Here is a 24118-nt window from a genome sequence, read left to right as displayed (position 1 = left end):
ACCAAGCCGCCTGCGCTTTTCTAATTTGCATTAAACATTAGCATATGTTATATTAGTATTGGAAATGCTATATACAGGTAATTGACGAAAGAGTGGGGAAACCCGCTCTTTCGTTATTATATGCGAGTAAAATGCCTTCATTTTACCAATGTGCTTAAATGGTTATACATAATATGGATTTATATCCTAAACTTACACAGAATATAAGCGGAGTGTTTTGTTTAACATCATTAAATGCAAAATAAGTTACCTTGTAATCGTTTTAGCGAGTAGTGTTAGACCTACTACAAATTTTTTTCCCGCTGAGTGGGAAGGAGGAATAAAATGAGTCAAAAGGTTACGGAAATAGTTGAACAGTTAGTGTCCCCAATAGTACAAGAAATGAATTTAGAACTAGTAGACATTGAGTATGTTAAAGAAGGTGCTTCATGGTTTTTACGTGTTTATGTTGACAAGTCTGAAGGAATAGACATTGAAGATTGTGGACTTGTTAGTGAAAAACTTAGCGAAAAGCTAGATGAAGTTGACCCTATTACACATAACTATTTCCTTGAAGTATCATCACCAGGTGCAGAACGCCCCTTAAAGAAAAAAGAAGACGTAGAAAAAGCAATTGGTAAACTAGTTAATGTTAAAACTTACGAGCCAATAGATGGTGTAAAAACATTTGAAGGAGAACTAGTCTCTTTTGAAGACGACATTTTAACCATTTCAGTAATGATTAAAACACGTAAAAAAGAAGTGGCTATTCCATACGGAAAGATAGCAAAAGCTAGACTTGCGGTTAGCTTCAGTTAAAAAATATAAAGCTTTTTAAAAAATGTATCTACAAAAAGATTATGTAATTAAGGGGGACAAAGTAAGATGAGCAGTGAGTTATTTGATGCCTTAACCATTATGGCGAAAGAAAAGGGCATTAGCCAAGACGTTATTATTGACGCAATTGAGGCTGCACTGATTTCCGCTTATAAAAGAAATTTTAACCAAGCACAAAACGTTCGAGTAGATTTAAATACGTCTAACGGTTCATTCCGAGTATTCGCTAGAAAAGATGTAGTACAAGAAGTGTTTGACCCAAGACTTGAAATTTCTATTGATGAAGCACGCCAAATGAATCCGAACTATCAAGAAAATGATGTGTTAGAAATTGAAGTTACTCCTAAGGATTTCGGTCGGATTGCTGCTCAAACAGCGAAACAAGTAGTAACTCAACGTGTGAGAGAAGCGGAACGTGGCGTTATTTATTCAGAATACATTGAGCGTGAAGAAGATATCATGACAGGAATCGTTCAACGTGTAGATTCAAAATTCATTTACGTTAGCTTAGGTAAAATTGAAGCGATATTACCAGCTGCAGAGCAAATGCCTAACGAACGTTATAAACCACATGATAGAATTAAAGTATTCTTAACAAAAGTGGAAAAAACAACTAAAGGGCCACAAATCTTTGTATCTCGTACTCACCCAGGCTTACTGAAAAGATTATTCGAGTTAGAAGTACCTGAAATCTATGATGGTACAGTTGAAATTAAATCTGTTGCACGAGAAGCAGGTGACCGTTCAAAGATTTCCGTACACTGTGATAACCCGGAAGTAGATCCAGTAGGTTCATGCGTTGGACCAAAAGGACAAAGAGTTCAAGCTATTGTGAATGAATTAAAAGGTGAGAAAATTGATATTGTAAAATGGTCTAATGATCCAGTTGAATTCGTTGCAAATGCATTAAGTCCTTCTAAAGTTTTAGAAGTTCAAGTAAGCGAAGAGGAAAAAGCGACAACTGTAGTTGTACCAGATTATCAATTATCACTTGCTATTGGAAAAAGAGGTCAAAATGCTCGTTTAGCAGCTAAACTTTCAGGATGGAAGATAGACATCAAAAGTGAATCGGAAGCCGAAGAACTTGGTATCTACCCTAGCCTTACTTTTAGTAATGATGTAATCGATGAAGATGATAATCTAGATGACACAAATGAATAATATGTAAAGTTTTATTCATAGAGAGAGGTGAACCTAGATGAATAATCGCAAAAAAATTCCAATGAGAAAATGTATTGCAACTCAGGAATTAAAACCGAAAAAAGAACTCATCCGCATCGTTCGTTCTAAAGAAGGAGAAGTTTCGATAGACATAACAGGTAAAAAGTCAGGACGAGGTGCATATCTGGCAAATAACCGTGAAGCAATTCTACTTGCTAAGAAAAAAAATATATTAGCTAGACATCTTGAAGTTGCTATCGATGAATCAATTTACGAACAACTCCTTGAGTTAATAGATAAGGGGAATTAAGTGAGAAACATGAAAAATAATTGGCTATCCACTCTAGGTTTGGCTGCTAAGGCTCGTAAATTAATATCAGGTGAAGAGTTGGTAATAAAAGAAGTACGGAACCAAAAGGCAAAAGTAGTATTACTAGCAAACGATGCATCTGCAAACACGAACAAAAAAGTTCATGATAAATGTTCGTTTTATAATGTACCAGTTAAAGTAGTATGTGATCGGTACGAATTAGGTCGAGCAATTGGAAAAGAATCGAGAGTTGTAGTAGCTATTCTTGATGCAGGATTTGCTAAAAAGATTTTATCAATGCTCGATTAAATCTTTGGGGGTGAATGTAAATGACGAAACTACGTGTTTATGAATACGCGAAACAAAATAATGTTTCAAGTAAAGATGTCATTACAAAATTAAAGCAAATGAATATTGAAGTATCTAATCATATGGCAACATTAGATGAAGATATGATTCAAAAGTTAGATGGTAAAAAGAATAAGAGTAATACTAATTCTCCAAAACCTTCTAACAATAAAAATGAAAATTCTACAAAAGATAAAGATGTAAAAACCGGAGTAGAAAAGAAAAATAACGCTCCAAAAAATAATGATGGTCGTAAAACAACATCAGAACCTCAGAAGCAGGAGAAAAAAGTGTTCAATAACAATAATAATAACAACCATAAAAATAAAAACAATAACCATAACAACAAAAAGAAGCAAGGCAATAACAAAAATTATAATAGCAATCCACAACCGACTCCTCAGCCTAAACAGCAAAAAGAGTTACCTTCTAAAATTACTTTTACAGGTTCGTTAACGGTTGCAGAATTAGCTAAAAAGTTACACAAAGAGCCGTCTGAAATTATTAAAAAGCTATTTATGCTTGGTGTTATGGCTACAATCAACCAAGACTTAGATAAAGATGCAATCGAACTTATTGCAGGCGAGTATGGAGTAGAAGTAGAAGAAGAAATTCTGTTTGAAGTAACAGACTTTGCTGGATATGATTCAGAAGATGAAGAAACAGATTTAAAAGAACGTCCACCAGTTGTTACGATTATGGGTCACGTTGACCATGGTAAGACAACATTACTTGATTCCATTCGGAACACGAAGGTAACAGCAGGCGAAGCTGGAGGGATTACTCAACATATCGGTGCATACCAAGTTACCGTTAATGAGAAAAAGATTACTTTCCTTGATACACCAGGACATGCTGCGTTCACAACTATGCGTGCACGTGGAGCAAAAGTAACGGATATTACTATTTTAGTTGTTGCTGCGGATGATGGAGTAATGCCACAAACAGTAGAAGCAATTAACCATGCGAAAGCTGCAGAAGTACCAATTATCGTAGCAGTGAACAAAATGGATAAGCCAACAGCTAACCCAGACCGTGTAATGCAAGAATTAACAGAACACGGATTAGTTCCTGAGGATTGGGGCGGAGATACTATTTTCGTACCACTATCTGCTCTAACTGGAGAAGGAATTGATACGCTACTTGAAATGATTTTACTTGTTTCAGAAGTGGAAGAATACAAAGCAAATGATACACGTGCTGCTGTTGGAACAGTTATTGAAGCGCAATTAGATAAGGGTAAAGGTTCTGTTGCAACATTGTTAGTACAAAAGGGTACATTACGAGTAGGAGATCCAATTGTTGTTGGTAATACATTCGGACGTGTACGTGCAATGGTAAATGACCTAGGTCGACGTGTTAAGGAAGTAGGACCATCTACTCCAGTAGAAATTACAGGTTTAAATGATGTTCCTCATGCTGGAGACAACTTTATGGTGTTCGGGGATGAGAAAACAGCTCGTCAAGTAGGCGAGGCTCGTGCTCAAAAGCAACTTCAAGAACAACGAAGTGAAAAAACGCGTGTAACATTAGATGATCTGTTTGAACAAATTAAGCAAGGTGAAGTGAAAGATATTAACTTAATTGTTAAAGCGGATGTTCAAGGTTCTGTTGAAGCTTTAGCGGCATCTCTTTATAAAATTGATGTAGAAGGTGTAAAAGTTAAAATAATTCACACTGGAGTAGGTGCTATTACAGAAAGTGATATCATTTTAGCTTCTGCTTCTAATGCGATTGTGATAGGATTTAATGTTCGTCCAGATGTAGGAGCAAAGCGTACAGCTGATGTGGAAAAAGTTGACATTCGTCTTCACCGTATTATTTACAAAGTAATCGAAGAAATCGAATCAGCGATGCAAGGTATGTTAGACCCTGAATTCGAAGAAAAAGTAATCGGTCAAGCAGAAGTTCGTACAACTTTCAAAGTATCTAAAATCGGAACAATTGCAGGTTCTTATATTACGGATGGTAAAATTACACGTGACAGTGGAGTTCGACTAATACGAAATGGCATTGTAATCTTCGAAGGTCAACTTGACGCTCTTAAACGTTTTAAAGATGACGTAAAAGAAGTTAGCCAAGGGTACGAGTGTGGTATAACACTTAAAAATTACAATGACCTTAAAGAAGGCGACGTAATTGAAGCTTACGTTATGGAAGAAATCATAAGAAAATGATTTGCTATGTAGAGTGTGAATGCATAATTTATGATGCTCAATCGTTGAAGGATAAACGCGCTGTCCTTCAACGAATTCTTACTCGCTTAAAGCAAAGATTTAACATCTCGATTGCGGAAGTGGACTATCAAGATGTATGGCAACGAACAAAAATAGCTATTGTTACAATTTCATCAAGCAAGCATATTTCAGAGAAAGAAATGCAAAAAGTTTTAGAATATCTGGATTCTTTCCCTGAAATCGAAAGAGCCTTGACAAATTTGGAATGGCTATAAGTACGAGGTGAAAAGTATGACAGTTAGGTCAACCCGTGTTGGAGAGCAAATGAAAAAAGAGCTTTCTGATATTATCGGTAGAAAAATAAAAGATCCACGTGTTGGTTTTGTTACGGTAACAGACGTTGAGGTTACAGGTGACTTACAACAAGCAAAAGTCTTTATTTCTGTTTTAGGTGACGAAGAAAAACGTCAAGATACATTAATGGGATTAGCAAAAGCAAAAGGTTTTATTCGAAGTGAAATCGGTAAGCGTATTCGCTTAAGAAAAACACCAGAGCTTTTCTTCGAATTTGATGAATCTGTTGATTATGGAAACAGAATTGAAAATTTACTCCAAGAAATAAATAAACAATCTTCTTCTGAAGATTCTAATGAATAAAAAGGATAGGCGTAAAAGTCTATCCTTTTCTAATGGTAGAGAAAGGATTGACTGACATGAACGGAGTTTTAGTGCTTAATAAACCTAAAGGATTAACATCCCATGATTGTGTTTTTAAAATAAGAAAGATTTTAAAAACAAAAAAAGTCGGTCATACCGGTACATTAGACCCTGAGGTAACTGGGGTGTTACCTATCTGTATAGGTAATGCAACGAAGCTAGTTGAATTTTTAACTGCAGAGAAAAAAACATATATAGCTGATATTACAATTGGTTTTTCCACCACAACGGAGGACCAAACTGGAGAAACTGTGGAGAAAAATGAAATATCTGAAGTGATAAAAGTGGCTAATATCCAAGATGTCCTTACAAAGCTAACAGGTGAAATCAAACAAACTCCACCAATGTACTCAGCGGTAAAAGTAAATGGGAAAAAGCTTTACGAATATGCAAGAGCTGGTGTCGAGGTAGAAAGACCGACAAGAACTGTAACAATACATGAAATAAAGTTACTACAAGCGGAAGAACTATATGAACCTCAAGATACCATCACTTTTACAATCCAAGTTACATGTAGTAAAGGTACTTACGTTCGAACTTTGGCAGTAGCTATTGGGGAATTGTTAGGGTATCCTGCTCATATGTCTAAGTTACAAAGAACAGCATCTGGAAAGTTTTCTCTTGAAGAATCTATAACATTGGAAAAACTACAACAATTATCGGAAGAAAATAGAGTGAATGAAATTCTTATTCCGATGGAAAATGCGTTAAGTGGATTGCCTACACTTGAAATTAATGATACATTAGCAGAGAAAGTGTTGAACGGTGCATTACTTCCACTACCCGAAATTCCTTTTGATGAATTATTAGCAGTAATGCATAATCACAAATGCATTGCTATTTATATGAAGCACCCTACTAAAAAAGGATTAATGAAACCGAAAAAAGTATTCAATTAAACTCTCTTGAATGATCTATAAATACAGTTGGTATATCGATATAAGGTGAAAAAAATGAAAACAGTTTATTTAGAACACCCACATCATTTATTAAAAACAGATTGTCCAAGTACTGTAATGGCACTTGGTTTCTTTGATGGCATCCATTTAGGTCATCAAAAAGTCATTAAAACAGCTATTAACCATGCGAATAAGACAAATAGAAAAAGTGCGGTTTTAACATTAGACCCACACCCTTCCGTTGTCTTAGGGCGTGACATCCAACACATTCGTTATATTACGCCTATTTCTGAAAAAAAACGTATATTAGAACAACTTGGTGTTGATATTTTGTATATTGTTAATTTTTCTCATCAATTTGCAAGTCTTGAACCACAACAATTTGTGGATCAATATATTATAGACTTACATGTTGAACATGTAGTGGCAGGTTTTGATTTTTCTTATGGTCGCCTTGGAAAAGGAACGATGCAAACATTGCCATTTCATTCTAGGCAAGTATTTTCTCAAACAATAGTGGATAAATTAGCTAATGGTGAAGAAAAAGTTAGTTCAACACTAGTTAGGAAGCAACTAATGGATGGAAAAGTGGATGAATTAACAGAAACATTAGGAAGAAATTATTCCATAAGTGGTACTGTCTCTCATGGTGATAAGCGTGGAAGGAAAATTGGGTTTCCTACAGCAAATGTTCAACTGAACGATGAATTTTTGTTACCGAAAACGGGTGTTTATGCTGTGAAATTAACCGTTTCTGGCTTAACATATAATGGTGTTTGTAATGTTGGCTACAAACCGACCTTTTATGAAAATCAACAAATCACACTCCCTTCTATTGAAGTAAATTTGTTTGAATTTCATCAAGAAATTTATGGAGAAACTGTCACGGTTGAATTTTTTCAGCGCATTCGAAATGAACAGAAATTTAATTCTATCGAAGAACTAATAAATCAAATCCAGCAAGATAAAGAAAAAGCAATTCACTTTTTTACTACAGAAAGAAATTAAAAGGTACACATACTTGCATTTTTTTGTTTAAAAGTGTATGATTATATTCGTAATCAACCATTGCTTGGCAATTCGAATCACCAACGATTGCTCGGTAATTGGGGTTTAACATAAGGAGGTGAACTAGGATGGCAATTACACAAGAACGTAAACAAGCGCTAATCAATGAGTACAAAACTCACGAATCTGACACTGGATCTCCAGAAGTACAGATCGCTGTCCTAACAGAGCAAATCAACAATCTTAACGATCACTTACGTACGCACAAGAAAGACCATCATTCACGTCGTGGATTATTAAAGATGGTTGGTAAGCGTCGTAACTTACTAACGTACTTACGTAACAAAGACGTAACTCGTTACCGTGAACTAATCACAAAATTAGGCTTACGTCGATAATGCTACCAAAGAAAGCGGGAGAACTCCCGCTTTTTTCTTAATGTTTGGAATTGGAAAAAACAACTAATATTAGTTTTACTTTCTATTTCACTTCCTTTCCTAGTATATTTACGATACAGAACATTACCATTACTTGTAATAAGAAATACTATTTGATATGTCGAGAGTATTTCGTTCATACTATACATATTAAAAGTTTAAGTTAGAGAGGGGTTACACGTTTCATGGGACAAGATAAACAAATCTTTTCTATTGATTGGGCAGGACGTCCTTTATCAGTAGAGGTTGGACAATTAGCGAAACAGGCTAATGGCGCTGTGTTAATTCGTTACGGCGATACGGCTGTTCTTAGTACAGCAACAGCTTCAAAGGAACCTAAAAATTTAGATTTCTTTCCATTAACTGTGAACTATGAAGAAAGACTATATGCAGTAGGTAAAATTCCTGGAGGTTTCATTAAACGTGAAGGCCGTCCGAGTGAAAAAGCAATTTTGGCTAGCCGATTAATTGATAGACCTATTCGTCCACTATTTGCTGATGGCTTTAGAAATGAAGTTCAAGTGATTAGTATTGTAATGAGTGTCGATCAAAATTGCTCTTCAGAAATGGCCGCTATGTTTGGATCTTCATTAGCACTTTCTGTTTCGGACATCCCGTTTGATGGACCGATTGCTGGTGTAACAGTTGGAAGAATTAATGATGAATTTATTGTTAACCCAACAGTTGAGCAACAAGAAAAAAGTGATATTCACTTAGTTGTAGCTGGAACAAAAGACGCAATCAACATGGTAGAAGCTGGGGCAGAGGAAGTTCCAGAAGAAACAATGTTAGAAGCTATTATGTTTGGTCATGAACAAATTAAGCAATTAATTCATTTCCAAGAAGAAATTGTACAAGCTGTTGGAAAAGAAAAACTAGAAATCAAACTTTATGAAGTAGATGCAGAATTAGAAGCGACTATTCGACAAATGGCTGAAAAAGATCTAACTTCAGCGGTTCAAGTTGTGGAAAAACATGCAAGAGAAGCTGCTATTAACGAAGTGAAAGCTACAGTAATCGCTCATTATGAAGGTCAAGAAGCAGATGCTGATACTTTAAAACAAGTAAAAGAAATATTATATAAACTTGTTAAAGAAGAAGTACGCCGTTTAATTACGGAAGAAAAAGTAAGACCTGACGGAAGAAAAATCGATGAAATTCGTTCATTGTCTTCTGAAACTGGAATTTTACCAAGAACACACGGATCTGGATTATTTACACGTGGACAAACACAAGCTTTAAGTATATGTACGCTTGGTGCACTTGGAGATGTTCAAATTCTTGACGGTCTAGGTATTGAGGAAGAGAAACGATTTATGCACCATTATAACTTCCCTCAATTTAGTGTTGGAGAAACTGGACCAATTAGAGGTCCTGGTCGTCGTGAAATTGGTCACGGAGCACTAGGAGAACGCGCCCTTGAGCCTGTTATTCCAAATGAGAAGGACTTCCCATATACTGTACGTCTAGTTTCAGAAGTTCTTGAGTCAAATGGTTCCACTTCACAAGCTAGTATTTGTGCTAGTACATTAGCGATGATGGATGCTGGGGTTCCAATTAAAGCACCAGTAGCTGGTATTGCGATGGGTCTTGTGAAAAAAGGGGAACATTATTCTGTTCTTTCGGACATTCAAGGAATGGAAGATCATCTAGGAGATATGGACTTTAAAGTTGCAGGGACTGCAAAAGGTGTAACTGCTCTTCAAATGGACATAAAGATTGATGGTCTTTCTAAAGAGATTTTAGAAGAAGCATTACAACAAGCTAAAATTGGTCGTATGCACATTCTAAACTCTATGTTAGAAGCAATTAGTGAACCACGTAAACAACTATCCGCTTATGCGCCGAAAATCCTAACAATGTCAATCAACCCTGATAAAATTAGAGATGTTATCGGACCGAGTGGTAAACAAATCAATAAGATCATCGAAGAAACAGGAGTTAAAATTGACATCGAACAAGATGGAACTGTATTTATCTCCTCTATCCATGAAGAAATGAACGCGAAAGCTAGAAAAATCATTGAAGATATCGTTCGCGAAGTAGAAGTTGGACAAATTTACTTAGGAAAAGTAAAGCGAATTGAAAAATTCGGTGCTTTCTTAGAAATCTTTAACGGTAAAGATGGTCTTGTTCACATTTCTGAACTTGCAGAAGAGCGAGTAAACAAAGTGGAAGATGTTCTGAAAATGGGTGAAGAAGTGTTAGTCAAAGTAACTGAAATTGACAAACAAGGTCGCGTTAACTTATCTAGAAAAGCAATTTTAAAAGAACAAAAAGAAAAAAACGAACAAATGTCATAATATGATGAAGGAGCCTTGATAATTGTATCAGGCTTCTTTTCACATACTTCATGTAAAAAGTTCTACCTTGTCCACTCTATACATAAATTGTTGTATAAAGGGGGAAGGATAGAATGAAAAGGACTACTGCGCACCTATTGGCATTTATTATAGTAGCATTCATTACATACAATAGTTTTCCTAATCCATTACAAGAGGAATATAGAGTTTTGTTTAACGATTCAGCTATCGAGGTAGTTAAAAAGCAAGATGCATTATATGCAGAAATCGAAAAACAAGCGCACCTTTACGAAAAACCACCTCAAGATGCCAAAATCGATAAAGTGTGGAAAGCGATTCCTGGGTTAAATGGTAAGAAAGTAAATACTGAAAAATCATATAATAACATGAAAAAAGATGGCCTATTTAACGAAAAGAAATTAATTTATGATGAGATTCCGCCAACATTGCATTTAGAAGACTTGCAAGCGTCGCCTATTTATCGTGGTCATCCAGATAAAAAAATGGTATCGTTTTTAATAAATGTTGCTTGGGGTAACGAATATATACCAGACATGCTGGAAACACTTGAAAAAAATAATGTACGAGCAACATTTTTTCTTGAAGGAAGATGGGTTAAAGAAAACCCTTCTATAGCAAAAATGATTTTTGATGCTGGACATGAACTAGGTAACCATTCTTATACACACCCTAACATGAAGACGTTAGGTAGTAATGCTGTTCGAGATCAGCTAATAAAAACTAGTGACGTAATTGAAGCTACTACAGGAATAAAACCAACATGGTTTGGTCCACCTAGCGGAAGCTATCGACAAGAAGTTGTCGAAATTGCGAAAGAACTAAATATGGGTACTATCATGTGGAGTGTAGATACGATTGACTGGCAAAGACCAGAACCGCATGTCATTGTGAACCGCGTAACAGAAAAAGTCCATCCAGGTGCATTAATATTAATGCATCCAACAGAACCTACATCTAAAGCGTTAGAAACAATGATAATATCCATTAAAGAAAAAGATCTAGAAATAGGCACAGTATCATCTTTATTAAGTGAAGAACGGCGAGATTAATCACTGTTTTACCGTTTGAATAGGAGGAACTTCTTTGTTAACAAAACATACGTGCAAAAATGGTGTAAGAGTTGTACTTGAGCATATTCCAACAGTTAGATCTGTTGCTATAGGAGTTTGGATAGGTACAGGGTCTAGGAATGAAACTAGTGAGAATAATGGAGTCTCGCATTTTTTAGAACATATGTTTTTTAAAGGAACAAAATCGAGAACGGCAAGAGAGATTGCCGAAAGTTTTGATGCTATAGGTGGTCAAGTAAATGCATTTACATCAAAAGAATACACTTGCTATTATGCAAAAGTATTAGATGAGCATGGAACATACGCCTTAGATGTGCTAGCAGATATGTTCTTTCACTCCATTTTTGATGAAGAAGAATTAAAAAAAGAAAAGAAAGTTGTGTATGAAGAAATAAAAATGTATGAAGATGCTCCAGATGACATTGTACATGATGTGTTAGCTAGAGCTTCTTACGGTGATCATGCATTAGGTTATCCAATTCTTGGTACAGAAGCAACATTATCTAAATTTAACCGTGATACATTAACACAATATATGAATGAGACATACACGCCGGATAATGTCGTAATCTCTATTGCAGGAAACATTCACGATAACTTTATTCAAGAAGTAGAAGAACTTTTCGGATCGTATGATACTGGACATTCTAAACGTGAATATGAAAAACCAAGTTTCTTTCATGAACATTTAACAAAGAAAAAGAGTACAGAGCAGGCCCATTTATGTATTGGTTACAATGGCCTACCTGTTGGGGATAAAGATATTTATAGCCTAATTGTACTTAACAACGTTCTTGGAGGAAGCATGAGTAGTCGCCTATTTCAGGATGTAAGGGAAGAAAAGGGATTAGCTTATTCCATCTATAGTTATCATTCTTCCTTTAAAGATAATGGAATGCTAACTATTTATGGAGGTACAGGAAGCAATCAATTAAATGAACTATTTGATACTATACAAAAAACGTTAGATCACTTCAAAGATAAAGGTATTACAGAGAAAGAATTAAAGAATAGTAAGGAGCAAATAAAAGGAAGCTTAATGTTAGGCTTAGAGAGTACAAATAGCAGAATGAGCCGTAACGGGAAAAACGAACTATTATTAGGAAAACATCGCTCCCTAGATGAAATTCTAGAAAACATTAACGAAATTTCAGAGGAATCTGTAAACAACCTAGCAACTAAATTATTCACAGAAGAGTTCTCTGTTGCTTTAATTAGCCCAGATGGAGAATTACCTAAGTCTATTAGTTAATAAGTTTTTCCATTCTAAATGCTTGTTAATGTAGGTTGCAGTGTTAGTGACTATCTAGCTGTTGATTGAAGCGAGAGTTGTAGCCTCTTTGAAAATACATACGTATTTTCTTCGTGCGATGCATCGCACCGTAGCCTTCCTTATCCTGTGGGAGAAGCGGGAAACGTGAGACCCCCCACAAGTGCGGATGCGCCGAAGAGGCTCACGACCCCGCCCGTGGAAAGCGGAGGCTTACGCGCGGAATTCAACAGCGGTGTTAAACATAAAAAATGCCTTGCAAGGATAACTTGCAGGCATTTTTTATTTGTTCAAGCTTATATATAGTAGTAGAAATAATAGATTGGAGGGGAAGACATGCGATTAAGTGAACTAAGCGGGAAAGAAATTGTAGATGTAAAAAGAGCAGAAAGACTAGGAGTCCTAGGCCAAACTGATTTAGAAATAAACGAAACGACTGGAGAAATACGCTCATTAATTATACCAAATGTAAAGTGGTTCGGTTTGAAGCGGGAAGGTGGCGATATTAGAGTACCTTGGAGCCATATCCAAAAAGTTGGTAACGACATGATTATTATAGACGTGCCAGATGAAATAAATGAATAATAAAACGATAACCAGGTAGATTAATCTATCTGGTTATTTTTATTTGGGGATAAATTTTTATTTTTCTGGAAATTTTTTGAAGATATATTTGCATAATTACAGATAATTCACTTTTTACGTATATAAGAAAATTCTCAGCTAACAAGTTGGCTAAATATATATTCCTTATGTTCTGTCGATTTAATTTTCGTATTCACATGTTCATTTGTCCATACATAGTATGTGGAAGTAAGTAATCAGTGGAGCATTACAAGAAATATAGTCAGAAATAAAGAAGGTGACAAAGTATGCTGACCGGTTTGCACATAGCTGTAATTGGCGGTGACGCAAGGCAGCTAGAAGTAATTCGAAAGTTAATTGAATTGGATGCAAAGCTGTCACTAATTGGCTTTGATCAATTAGACCATGGATTTACTGGAGCATCTAAAGAGCAAATTGATGGTGTTGACTTTTCAACAATAGATGCGATTATTTTACCAGTAGCTGGTACTAATTTGGAAGGTCAAGTAGATACAATCTTTTCTAATGAGAAAATCGTATTAACAGAAGAAATTCTGCAAGTGACACCAAAACATTGTACTATCTATTCAGGAATTTCCAATTCATATTTAGATAAAATTGTTACAAACACAAACCGTAAACTTGTGCAACTTTTTGAACGTGATGACGTTGCTATTTATAATGCAATACCAACAGTTGAAGGCACAATTATGATGGTAATTCAACATACAGATATAACTATTCATAATTCTAAAGTAGCTGTTCTCGGGTTCGGAAGAGTTGGATTAACAGTTGCTAGAACGTTTGCAGCACTTGGTGCCCATGTAAGTGTTGGAGCAAGAAGATCAGAACATATTGCTAGAATATTTGAACTCGGATTAAAACCGTTTCATTTGAATGAATTGGATAAAAACGTATCTGATATCGATGTATGTATTAATACAATTCCTCATCCCATTGTTACAGCAAATGTTATTTCCAAAATGCCTGCTCACACTTTAATTATAGATTTAGCATCTAAACCCGGTGGAACCGATTTCCGTTACGCAGAAAAAAGAGGGATAAAAGCTCTCCTTGCACCAGGACTTCCAGGAATAGTTGCTCCGAAAACTGCTGGGCAAATTGTAGCTCAAGTATTATGCCAATTGTTATTAGATGATTTAAAAGCGAGAGGAGAATGATGATGAGGTTAAAAGGAAAGCGAATCGGCTTCGGATTAACGGGATCACATTGTACGTATGAAGCGGTAGTACCTAAAATAGAACAATTAGTGAAAGAAGGAGCAGAGGTATTACCAGTAGTTACGTTTACTGTACAAAATACGACAACTAGGTTTGGTGAAGGGTTAGAATGGATAAAGAAAATAGAGGACATAACTGGTAAAAAAGTTATAGACTCTATTGTCAAAGCAGAGCCGTTAGGACCAAAAATACCTTTAGACTGTATGGTTATTGCACCATTAACTGGTAATTCTATGAGCAAACTAGCGAATGCATTAACAGATTCACCCGTATTAATGGCTGCAAAAGCAACTCTTCGAAATCATAAACCTGTAGTTTTAGGAATATCAACAAATGACGCATTAGGATTAAACGGTGTTAATCTTATGAGATTAATGGCTACTAAAAACATTTATTTTATTCCGTTTGGTCAAGATGCACCAGAAAAGAAGCCAAACTCTATGGTGGCAAGGATGGAACTGTTACTCCCAACAGTAGTTGATGCATTAGAGCATAAACAATTACAGCCTGTCGTAGTGGAAAGATTTAGATATGAGGAATAGTAGAAGCAAGTTCATGTAACTTGTTACTAGACAAACAGAGACTATTAAACTTATACTTTCTTTACAAATAAGAAATTAGAGAAGAAAATATCAATTTCTTCTCTTCTTTATTTGACCACTATGATAAAATATATCATTAGAATACAATTTTTATTTTAGGTATAGGGAGGACATTTTAAATGACAGGATTTCATGTAGCTGTTGTAGGTGCAACTGGTGCAGTTGGACAACAAATGCTTCAAACATTAGAACAAAGGAATTTTCCTATAAATAAATTAACACTATTATCTTCTGCTCGTTCAGCAGGTACAAAAATATCTTTTAAAGGTGAAGAGTTTGTTGTGCAAGAAGCTCAACCCTCAAGTTTTGAAGGAGTAGATATTGCTCTGTTCAGTGCTGGTGGATCTGTTTCTGAACTTTTGGCACCTGAAGCAGTAAAACGTGGTGCAATCGTTGTGGACAACACTAGTGCATTCCGAATGGACCCAAATGTTCCGCTTGTTGTTCCTGAAGTAAACGAAAACGATATTTTAGAACATAATGGAATCATTGCAAACCCAAACTGCTCTACTATTCAAATGGTTGTAGCATTAGAACCTATTAGAGAAAAGTACGGATTATCCAAAATTATTGTTTCTACTTATCAAGCAGTTTCTGGTGCAGGAGCAGCTGCAATAGATGAATTGCATAATCAAACCCAAGCTATTTTGGCTGGGGAAGAATTCACACCAGAAATTTTACCAGTAAAAGGTGATAAAAAGCATTATCAAATAGCTTTTAATGCTATTCCACAAATTGATAAATTTACAGAGAATGGTTTCACATATGAAGAAATGAAAATGATCAATGAAACGAAAAAAATAATGCATATGCCATCGTTACATGTTGCTGCTACTTGTGTACGCTTACCAGTTGTAACAGGACATTCTGAGAGCGTATATATTGAAGTAGAAAGAGAAGACGTAACAGTTAAGGAAATTCAGCAGTTATTAGCAGCTGCTCCTGGAGTTGTTTTACAAGATAATTTAGATGAGCAATTATATCCTATGCCCGCGGATTGTGTTGGAAAGAATGATGTGTTTGTAGGAAGAATCCGACAAGACATCGATAATAAGAAAGGATTTCATTTATGGATTGTTTCAGACAACTTATTAAAAGGTGCTGCTTGGAATTCTGTACAAATTGCGGAAAGTTTAATGAAATTAGAGGTTGTAAAATAATTTTGTTAATTAGCTGAATCATGAATACAACATATTAAAAGGCAACAAGAAACCAATTATGATTCAAAAATGAGGTGCCATACCATGAAAATTGTTGTGCAAAAGTTCGGAGGTACTTCCGTTAGAGATAGCGAGTCACGAGAACATGCATTAAGGCATATAAACAAAGCTGTAAAAAACGGATATAAAGTAGTCGTTGTCGTTTCTGCGATAGGCAGAAAAGGTGAGCCATATGCAACAGATTCGTTAATTAGCTTAATTGAACCAGCTAAATCTGTAACAAAGCGTGAAGTAGATATGCTAATGTCGTGTGGAGAAATAATCTCTTCGGTTGTCTTTAGTAACATGCTAAATAGCAACGGATTACACGCTTCTGCGTTGAATGGAGCTCAAGCAGGTTTTAAAACAAATAATGACCATACAAATGCCAAAATATTAGAAATGAAATGTGATCGATTATTAGAAGAACTAGAATCACACGACGTTGTAGTTGTAGCTGGATTCCAAGGAGTTTCTAAAACTGGAGATATAACTACGATAGGTAGAGGTGGAAGTGATACTTCTGCAGCTGCAATTGGAGCAGCATTAAGAGCAGAATGGATTGAGATTTTTACTGATGTGGATGGTGTAATGACAGCTGACCCAAGAATCGTTAAAGATGCGAAGTCACTGTCAGTAGTCACCTATAATGAGATTTGCAACATGGCTTACCAAGGAGCAAAAGTTATCCACCCTAGAGCTGTTGAAATAGCAATGAATGCAGGCATACCACTAAAGGTAAGGTCAACGTACAGTGATTCACCTGGGACACTTGTTACAAGTTTAGATAAAATGAATCGAAAAGTGGATGTAAAAGAAAGATTAATAACTGGAATCGCACATGTGTCAAACGTGACACAAATTAGAGTGTTTGCAAAAGAAGGGCAATATAACTTACAAACAGAAGTATTTAGAGCAATGGCGAATGAACAAATTAGCGTGGACTTTTTCAATATTTCACCTACTAGCGTTGTATATACGGTTGCAAATGATATGACGGAGAAAGCGATTTCCGTTTTAGAAAACCTTGGATATTCACCAAAAGTGACTCGCCACTGTGCGAAGGTTGCTACAGTAGGTGCGGGGATGACTGGTGTCCCTGGAGTTACTTCAAAAATTGTTACTGCATTATCAGAACTTGGTATTCAGATCTTACAATCTGCGGATAGCCATACTACGATCTGGGTACTAGTGAAAGAGGAAGATTTGAATAACGCTGTAAATGCACTGCATCAGGCTTTTAATCTAGGCAGTGATCATTCTACTAATTCCAATAAACCAATGCACGAAGGAGAGGTACCAAGCAAATGATTAACTTCGGAAAAGTAGCAACGGCGATGGTAACGCCGTTCGATAATAAAGGCAACATAGATTTTGAAAAAACAACACAACTAATTAATTATTTAATTGAAAATGGAACGGATTCGTTAGTTATTGCTGGTACAACAGGAGAATCACCAACACTAACAAAAGAAGAAAAGCTGGCACTATTTCGTCATGCTGTAGAAGTAGTTGGTGGTAGAGTGCCTGTAGTTGCAGGTACAGGAAGTAATAATACAAAAGAGTCTATCGCTCTTACGAAACAAGCAGAAGCTGCCGGTGTAGACGCGGTAATGCTTGTTACGCCTTATTACAATAAACCTTCACAAGAAGGTTTATTTCAGCACTTTAAAGCTATAGCAGAGGAAACGAAGCTACCAGTTATGCTGTATACAGTCCCTGGAAGAGCTGTAGTGAATATGACTGCCGAAACAGTGGTGCGTTTGTCTCATATTGAAAACATCGTCGCAGTTAAAGAAGCAAGCGGAAACTTAGATCAAATGACAGAAATAATCGCTAATACTAACGATGACTTTGCTTTATATAGTGGAGATGATGGCTTAACGATACCTGTGTTGGCAATTGGAGGTAATGGTATTGTTTCTGTTGCATCACATGTTGTAGGAAATGAAATGCAAGAGATGATACATGCTTTTGAAAACAGTGAGCTTCAAAAAGCAGCAAAGCTACATCAAAAGCTTTTACCATTAATGAATGGACTATTTAGCGCTCCAAGTCCAACACCTGTTAAAACGGCACTACAGATAAAAGGAATGGACGTTGGCGGTGTAAGACTACCACTTGTACCATTAACAGAATCAGAAAGAAACTTCGTAGCATCGTTATTAAAATAGTTATGTTAAAGCTTAGTGTTAATAATTAAATACTAATACCTGTTGATTTCCGTGAAAGGCTGAGACTCCTGCGGGATAAGCGGGGAACGGGAGACCCCACAGCCGCTAGACCTAGACCCGCCCGCGGAAAGCGAAGCCTTGCACGGAAATCAACAGCAAACTTTAACACAACCATTAAATTAAAATATTGTTTAAAGGTGTTGTACATTCGTACAACACCTTTCTTCATACATAATCTTAATAAGTTTTAATAGGTTAATTTTCTGTTTAACATTAAATTTCTTGTATTCCAATTCTTGCATAAGATATAATATGAACAAGTGACTGGAGCGGATTAATAAAAAAATATTTAACTTCTATTAATATGGTTATCGGTGTTTCTTTCACTACGGTAATTTATTTGTGTTGGGATTTTTTGTAGATTCAGGAGGAAATGAATATGATGATGAGTACACAAGAGAAAATAAAAGTTTTTTCCCTAGGCGGAGTTGGCGAAGTAGGGAAAAATATGTATGTACTAGAAGTAGGAGACAACATATATGTTGTAGACTCAGGAGTAATGATTCCAGAAGATAGTATGTTAGGTATTGATATGGTTATTCCTGATATATCTTATTTAGAAGACCATAAAGAAAAAGTGAAGGCAATCTTCTTAACACATGGTCACGAGGACCATATTGGTGGGTTAGGATATGTTTTAAGAAAAATACAAGCACCGGTTTATGGGACGAAATTAACAATAGCCCTTGCTAAAGAAGTTGTAAAACAGAGTGGTACAAGCTTAGGTAGCATTAAATTTATGGAAGTAAATCAAGATAGCCACTTATCTTTCAAAAATATAGAAGTTTCATTTTTTAGAACGAATCATAGTATCCCAGATTCAGTGGGAATATGTTTCCATACTAGTCAAGGCGCAATTGTACATACTGGTGATTTTAAATTTGATCAATCACAAGTTAGACACGCATCTGATTTAGGTACTATTGCAAACATCGGAAATAAGGGAGTTCTATGTTTATTATGCGATAGCACGAATGCAGAAAAGCCAGGGAATAATATTTCTGAATCAATTGTGAAACAAGAGATAGCGGATGTATTATATAATACAAAATCTCGCGTATTTGTAGCTTGCTTAGCAACAAATATTCAACGTATTCAACAAGTCGTTGAATCTACTGTACTAACAAATCGCAAGTTAGTTATTTTAAATCATCCTTCAAGCAAAATGTTAGACATCGCTATTGACTTAGGTTATTTAGATATTCCAGAAGAGGTAATAGTACCAATTCAACAAATTAATAAAATGAATGACGATGAAATTGTTGTTTTAACAGTTGGAACACATACTCAAATGTTAATGTCGTTACAAAAGATGGCAAGAGGCACACATAAATATGTTGAAATTAAAGAAAATGATACAGTAATGCTTGCGGCTTCTCCAATTCCTGGTACGGAACTGACAGTATCTAAAGTGGTAGATCAACTAGGGCGTGTTGGTGCAACAATTATTGGTAAGCATAAAAAAATACACGTATCTGGACATGCATACCAAGAAGAATTAAAATTAATGCTAAATTTAATAAAGCCAAAGTACCTTTTACCTATTCAAGGTGAATTTAAAATGCAAATCGCCCTATCAAAGCTTGCCGAAACTACTGGCATACAGGATGATGACATCTTCCTTGTTGATAAAGGTGATGTAATTGAATTTTCTAATGGTTTGGCTAAGTTTGGACCGAAAATTTATGCAGGAAATGTTTTAATTGATGGTCTTGGTGTTGGCGATGTAGGAAACATTGTGTTAAGAGATAGAAGATTATTATCTCAAGACGGCATCTTAATCGTTGTTGTGACAATTAGCAAAGCTCAAAAAGCAATCGTCGCAGGACCGGAAATTATTTCAAGAGGCTTTGTTTATGTAAGAGAATCGGAACAATTAATCGAAAAAGCGAATGAAATTGTTACAGATATAGTAGGAAAAAGTGTAACAGAAAAAGTAATTGAATGGTCTTCAATGAAATTAAGTATTAGAGAATCATTAAACCAGTACTTTTACGAAAAAACAAAACGCCGTCCGATGATTTTACCTATCATCATGGAAGTCTAATATGTTAAGAGGTTATCTTAAAGACATTAGTATTTAAGATAACCTCTTTTTTCTATTTTCTTAAGTTGAATTAATCTCATATTAGTCATACATGATGAAACTTACTCAGTTATAGAATGATTTTATTTAAGTGGTGGATAATAAAAAGAGCATGTAAAAGTAAAAGGCGAAAGGGGTTCATATAATTATGAGTAACGAACATACATACTCTTCCAATCAACCACAAGCAGAACCAAATAAACAAGACGCAGGTAAAGACTCAATTGTAAATAAAATTCAACAACTTGGACAAACAAATGTTGCATCATTACCTCAAGACTCAAAAATACACTGTTTAACGATTGTAGGCCAAATCGAAGGACATGTTCAATTACCTCCACAAAATAAAACAACAAAATATGAACATGTCATTCCACAAATTGTTGCGATTGAACAAAACCCTAAAATTGAAGGGCTTCTTGTTATTTTAAATACTGTGGGAGGAGATGTAGAGGCTGGATTAGCAATATCTGAGATGTTAGCGTCCTTATCAAAACCTACCGTTTCATTAGTATTAGGTGGGGGTCACTCCATCGGCGTCCCGATAGCGGTTTCTTGCGATTATTCCATTATTGCTGAATCAGCAACCATGACCATACACCCTGTTAGATTAACAGGACTTGTAATTGGCGTACCTCAAACATTTGAATATTTAGATAAAATGCAAGAAAGGGTAATAAATTTCGTCACGAAAAACTCTAATATAACAGAAGAAAAATTTAAAGAACTAATGTTATCAAAAGGAAACTTAACTCGCGATATAGGTACGAATGTAGTCGGAGCTGATGCAGTAGAATATGGATTAATTGATCATGTTGGTGGAGTGGGAGACGCTATTAGGAAATTAAATGAGATGATAGACGAAAGACAAGTACAAGAGGAGCAGATGATACAATGATACTTTATACAACAATGCCTCAAGAAATTGTTTTTCCAACAGATGAATCAGCGTTCGGTAAGCATATGGTAATTGACTATAATGGATGTTCGATGCTTGTTCAACAATCAGAAAGAAACAGTTATCAAATAGTTAGAAATATGAGTACAAATCCTTATCACTATTTACAAGAAGAATACTCTCCTGGACAAACGATTAACTATCAGGAATAGATAGGAAGAATAATTATAGTGTACCTTATCTCCATAAGTTAACATGTGCTATAATGAATAAAAGTAATACATGGGTGACCGCATGAGTCACCCTTCTTTATTCCTTAATAGGAGAGGTAAGTATTGCAAATTTCATGTTAGTTTAGGTGAGGAATATGTCAAAAAGAAAAAGAAGACAAAAGAAAAACCAAAGTGAATGGAAACGAACCGTTTCGTTTGAAGTAATCGGTTTATTAATATTAGCGTTCTCGATTATTGCAATTGCAAAACTTGGGATGGTTGGGAATACAATTGTACTCTTTTTCCGTTTTTTTAGTGGCGAATGGTACATGCTTTTATTACTTGGGATGGTCATTTTATCAGGATATATCATTTGGAAGAGGGACCTACCTCCTTTTTTTACTCGTCAATTAGTTGGTACATATATTATTGTGTTATCTATATTACTATTAACACACGTTTCCTTATTTAATTTACTTTCTAGAGGGGATGACTTTGTTAATCCTTCCGTTATTATTAATACTTGGGAATTATTTTGGTTCGATGTAAGAGGTGAAACAAGTACATCAGATTTAGGCGGGGGAATGATAGGCGCTATTCTATTTTCTATTTTCCACTTATTATTTGATGCAAAAGGAACTCGTTGGATTGCAACTATCTTTATTGTTATTGGTGTTATTTTAGTTACTGGTAGATCGTTGAATGATACAGTAATTAAAGTATTAAGTGCTCTGTTTAGCTTTGTCAAAGTTCAATGGATTGCTTTTATGGAAGATATGAAAACGTGGAAAGATGAAAGTAAAAAGAAAAAGAAACAAAAAGATTCCGAAACAAGAAAAGAAAAAGAGAAACAAAAAGAGAAAGAAAAAAATCAATCAGAAGTGATAGAGAATCCGGTTCAAATTGTTGAATTGGATGAGACACCACCACCTATTATTTCTTCTTTTACAGATAGAGCAGAAAGTAAGGAACAAACGGAAGTGAATGTGGTTGCAGCTGAAGAAAAAATCAATGCACCACAAGAAGATATTATTCAGACTCCTATGGCTTTTACAGAAGTTGAAAATAAAGACTATGCACTTCCATCTTTTGATTTATTAAATGATCCAAAACCGAATACGCAATCAACAGAGCATGAAAACATTTACGAAAATGCTCGTAAGTTAGAAAAAACATTTGCAAGTTTTGGAGTGAAAGCAAAAGTAACAAAGGTTCATCTAGGGCCGGCAGTTACAAAATATGAAGTGTATCCAGACGTTGGTGTAAAGGTTAGTAAAATAGTGAATTTAAGTGATGACTTAGCTTTAGCTTTAGCTGCCAAAGATATACGTATAGAAGCACCTATACCAGGAAAATCTGCAATCGGAATTGAAGTTCCAAATAATGAAGTTGCCATGGTTTCGTTAAGAGAAGTATTGGATACAAAAATTGCAGACAAGCCAGAGGCAAAATTACTTATTGGATTGGGACGAGATATTTCAGGAGAAGCAGTTTTAGCTGAGTTAAATAAAATGCCTCATTTACTTGTTGCTGGTGCGACAGGAAGTGGAAAAAGTGTTTGTATTAACGGTATTATTACGAGTATTTTAATGCGAGCGAAACCTCATGAAGTTAAAATGATGATGATTGACCCTAAAATGGTAGAGTTAAATGTTTATAATGGTGTTCCACATTTGCTTGCACCAGTAGTTACAAACCCTAAAAAAGCTGCTCAGGCTCTTAAGAAAGTGGTAAGTGAAATGGAAAGAAGGTATGAGTTGTTTTCTCATACTGGGACTAGAAATATTGAGGGGTACAATGATTATATAAAACGACATAATACAGATGCGGATTCTATTCAACCTTCTTTACCATATATTGTCGTAATCGTAGATGAGCTTGCAGACCTTATGATGGTTGCATCAAGCGAAGTAGAGGATTGTATCACTAGACTTGCGCAAATGGCACGTGCAGCAGGTATTCACTTAATTATTGCAACACAAAGACCATCTGTTGATGTTATTACCGGTGTCATTAAAGCTAATATTCCTTCACGTATTGCTTTTAGTGTTTCTTCCCAAACAGATTCACGAACTATTTTAGATATGGGTGGAGCAGAAAAGTTACTTGGACGTGGAGATATGTTGTTTTTACCAGTAGGAGCTTCAAAGCCAGTTCGAGTGCAAGGTGCATTTTTATCGGATGAAGAAGTCGAACGAATCGTCGAATTTGTTATTGATCAACAAAAAGCACAATACCAAGAGGAAATGATTCCACAAGATGTATCAGAAGAAATGGAAGAAGTGGAAGATGATCTTTACGATGAAGCAGTACAATTAATTATGGAAATGCAAACAGCATCTGTTTCAATGTTGCAACGTAGATTCAGAATTGGCTATACAAGGGCTGCTCGATTAATTGATGCGATGGAAGCTCGCGGTGTTGTAGGTCCATATGAAGGAAGTAAACCAAGAGCGGTATTAATAAATATGAAAAATGAAGATGTTGGTTCTTGATTGATGGAAAAAGACGTGTTTTCACGTCT

Annotated in this window: 23 protein-coding genes; all 23 read left to right on the top strand. The window is 35.5% G+C overall.

From position 1 onward, the window contains the following. Nucleotides 1–324 precede the first annotated feature (324 nt). Nucleotides 325–798 carry a ribosome maturation factor RimP gene (gene rimP, locus CDZ92_RS07400; RefSeq protein WP_096154602.1) on the top strand — a complete coding sequence of 158 codons (474 nt, stop codon included), beginning with the start codon at nt 325–327 and terminating at the stop codon, nt 796–798. 66 nt (nt 799–864) lie between these two features. Continuing rightward, nucleotides 865–1977: a transcription termination factor NusA gene (nusA, locus tag CDZ92_RS07395; RefSeq protein ID WP_096154601.1), complete on the top strand. Its 1113-nt coding sequence runs from the start codon at nt 865–867 to the stop codon at nt 1975–1977. 37 nt (nt 1978–2014) lie between these two features. Further along, on the top strand, nt 2015–2287 hold the full coding sequence (gene rnpM / locus CDZ92_RS07390; RefSeq protein ID WP_096154600.1) for an RNase P modulator RnpM: 273 nt from the start codon (nt 2015–2017) through the stop codon (nt 2285–2287). A 9-nt stretch (nt 2288–2296) separates the two neighbouring features. After that, nucleotides 2297–2596, top strand: a complete 300-nt coding sequence (locus tag CDZ92_RS07385) for a YlxQ family RNA-binding protein (RefSeq protein ID WP_096156949.1) — start codon at nt 2297–2299, stop codon at nt 2594–2596. A gap of 20 nt (nt 2597–2616) precedes the next feature. Further along, on the top strand, nt 2617–4812 hold the full coding sequence (gene infB, locus CDZ92_RS07380) for a translation initiation factor IF-2 (RefSeq protein WP_096154599.1): 2196 nt from the start codon (nt 2617–2619) through the stop codon (nt 4810–4812). Beyond that, entirely contained in the window at nt 4809–5087 is a 279-nt protein-coding gene (locus CDZ92_RS07375) for a DUF503 domain-containing protein (protein WP_096154598.1), read from the top strand. Before infB ends, CDZ92_RS07375 begins: the two co-directional genes overlap by 4 nt. A 16-nt stretch (nt 5088–5103) precedes the next feature. Next, nucleotides 5104–5469 carry a 30S ribosome-binding factor RbfA gene (gene rbfA, locus CDZ92_RS07370; RefSeq protein ID WP_096154597.1) on the top strand — a complete coding sequence of 122 codons (366 nt, stop codon included), beginning with the start codon at nt 5104–5106 and terminating at the stop codon, nt 5467–5469. A 56-nt stretch (nt 5470–5525) separates the two neighbouring features. Beyond that, the gene (truB, locus tag CDZ92_RS07365; RefSeq protein WP_096154596.1) at nt 5526–6428 is read left to right on the top strand and encodes a tRNA pseudouridine(55) synthase TruB; all 903 of its coding nucleotides are present in this window, start codon (nt 5526–5528) and stop codon (nt 6426–6428) included. Between the two features lie 54 nt (nt 6429–6482). Next, nucleotides 6483–7436 carry a bifunctional riboflavin kinase/FAD synthetase gene (ribF, locus tag CDZ92_RS07360; protein ID WP_096154595.1) on the top strand — a complete coding sequence of 318 codons (954 nt, stop codon included), beginning with the start codon at nt 6483–6485 and terminating at the stop codon, nt 7434–7436. Between the two features lie 128 nt (nt 7437–7564). Next, nucleotides 7565–7834 carry a 30S ribosomal protein S15 gene (gene rpsO / locus CDZ92_RS07355; protein ID WP_096154594.1) on the top strand — a complete coding sequence of 90 codons (270 nt, stop codon included), beginning with the start codon at nt 7565–7567 and terminating at the stop codon, nt 7832–7834. A 224-nt stretch (nt 7835–8058) separates the two neighbouring features. Continuing rightward, nucleotides 8059–10176, top strand: a complete 2118-nt coding sequence (gene pnp / locus CDZ92_RS07350) for a polyribonucleotide nucleotidyltransferase (RefSeq protein WP_096154593.1) — start codon at nt 8059–8061, stop codon at nt 10174–10176. Nucleotides 10177–10289: 113 nt separating this feature from the next. Then, entirely contained in the window at nt 10290–11246 is a 957-nt protein-coding gene (locus tag CDZ92_RS07345; protein ID WP_096154592.1) for a polysaccharide deacetylase family protein, read from the top strand. A gap of 34 nt (nt 11247–11280) precedes the next feature. After that, nucleotides 11281–12519, top strand: a complete 1239-nt coding sequence (locus CDZ92_RS07340) for a M16 family metallopeptidase (RefSeq protein ID WP_096154591.1) — start codon at nt 11281–11283, stop codon at nt 12517–12519. A 354-nt stretch (nt 12520–12873) separates the two neighbouring features. After that, nucleotides 12874–13122: a YlmC/YmxH family sporulation protein gene (locus CDZ92_RS07335; RefSeq protein WP_096154590.1), complete on the top strand. Its 249-nt coding sequence runs from the start codon at nt 12874–12876 to the stop codon at nt 13120–13122. Nucleotides 13123–13409: 287 nt separating this feature from the next. Next, entirely contained in the window at nt 13410–14303 is an 894-nt protein-coding gene (gene dpaA / locus CDZ92_RS07330) for a dipicolinic acid synthetase subunit A (protein ID WP_096154589.1), read from the top strand. Further along, nucleotides 14303–14905, top strand: a complete 603-nt coding sequence (gene dpaB, locus CDZ92_RS07325) for a dipicolinate synthase subunit B (protein ID WP_176483839.1) — start codon at nt 14303–14305, stop codon at nt 14903–14905. Before dpaA ends, dpaB begins: the two co-directional genes overlap by 1 nt. Before the next feature lie 179 nt (nt 14906–15084). After that, nucleotides 15085–16125, top strand: coding sequence for an aspartate-semialdehyde dehydrogenase (asd, locus tag CDZ92_RS07320; RefSeq protein WP_096154587.1), 1041 nt, complete (start codon nt 15085–15087; stop codon nt 16123–16125). An 84-nt stretch (nt 16126–16209) separates the two neighbouring features. Beyond that, nucleotides 16210–17475 (top strand): aspartate kinase, encoded by a 1266-nt coding sequence (gene dapG, locus CDZ92_RS07315; RefSeq protein WP_096154586.1) that lies wholly within the window; start codon nt 16210–16212, stop codon nt 17473–17475. Next, the gene (dapA, locus tag CDZ92_RS07310; protein WP_096154585.1) at nt 17472–18338 is read left to right on the top strand and encodes a 4-hydroxy-tetrahydrodipicolinate synthase; all 867 of its coding nucleotides are present in this window, start codon (nt 17472–17474) and stop codon (nt 18336–18338) included. The genes dapG and dapA overlap by 4 nt, the downstream gene beginning before the upstream one ends. 433 nt (nt 18339–18771) lie before the next feature. Continuing rightward, complete coding sequence (locus tag CDZ92_RS07305; protein ID WP_406564891.1) at nt 18772–20445, top strand: ribonuclease J; 1674 nt, start codon at nt 18772–18774, stop codon at nt 20443–20445. 187 nt (nt 20446–20632) lie between these two features. Then, the gene (locus CDZ92_RS07300) at nt 20633–21382 is read left to right on the top strand and encodes a ClpP family protease (RefSeq protein WP_096154584.1); all 750 of its coding nucleotides are present in this window, start codon (nt 20633–20635) and stop codon (nt 21380–21382) included. Next, nucleotides 21379–21594, top strand: coding sequence for a YlzJ-like family protein (locus CDZ92_RS07295; protein ID WP_096154583.1), 216 nt, complete (start codon nt 21379–21381; stop codon nt 21592–21594). The genes CDZ92_RS07300 and CDZ92_RS07295 overlap by 4 nt, the downstream gene beginning before the upstream one ends. 155 nt (nt 21595–21749) lie before the next feature. Further along, nucleotides 21750–24089 carry a DNA translocase FtsK gene (locus tag CDZ92_RS07290; RefSeq protein ID WP_096154582.1) on the top strand — a complete coding sequence of 780 codons (2340 nt, stop codon included), beginning with the start codon at nt 21750–21752 and terminating at the stop codon, nt 24087–24089. The last annotated feature ends 29 nt before the right edge of the window (nt 24090–24118 follow it).

Origin of the sequence: Bacillus sp. FJAT-45066, assembly GCF_002335755.1 — a bacterium.
In the GTDB taxonomy this organism is placed as follows: Bacteria; Bacillota; Bacilli; order Bacillales; family Bacillaceae_I; genus Bacillus_CD; species Bacillus_CD alkalisoli.
The sequence above is the reverse complement of the archived record's forward strand: the minus strand, read 5'-3'. Positions and strand labels throughout refer to the sequence as shown.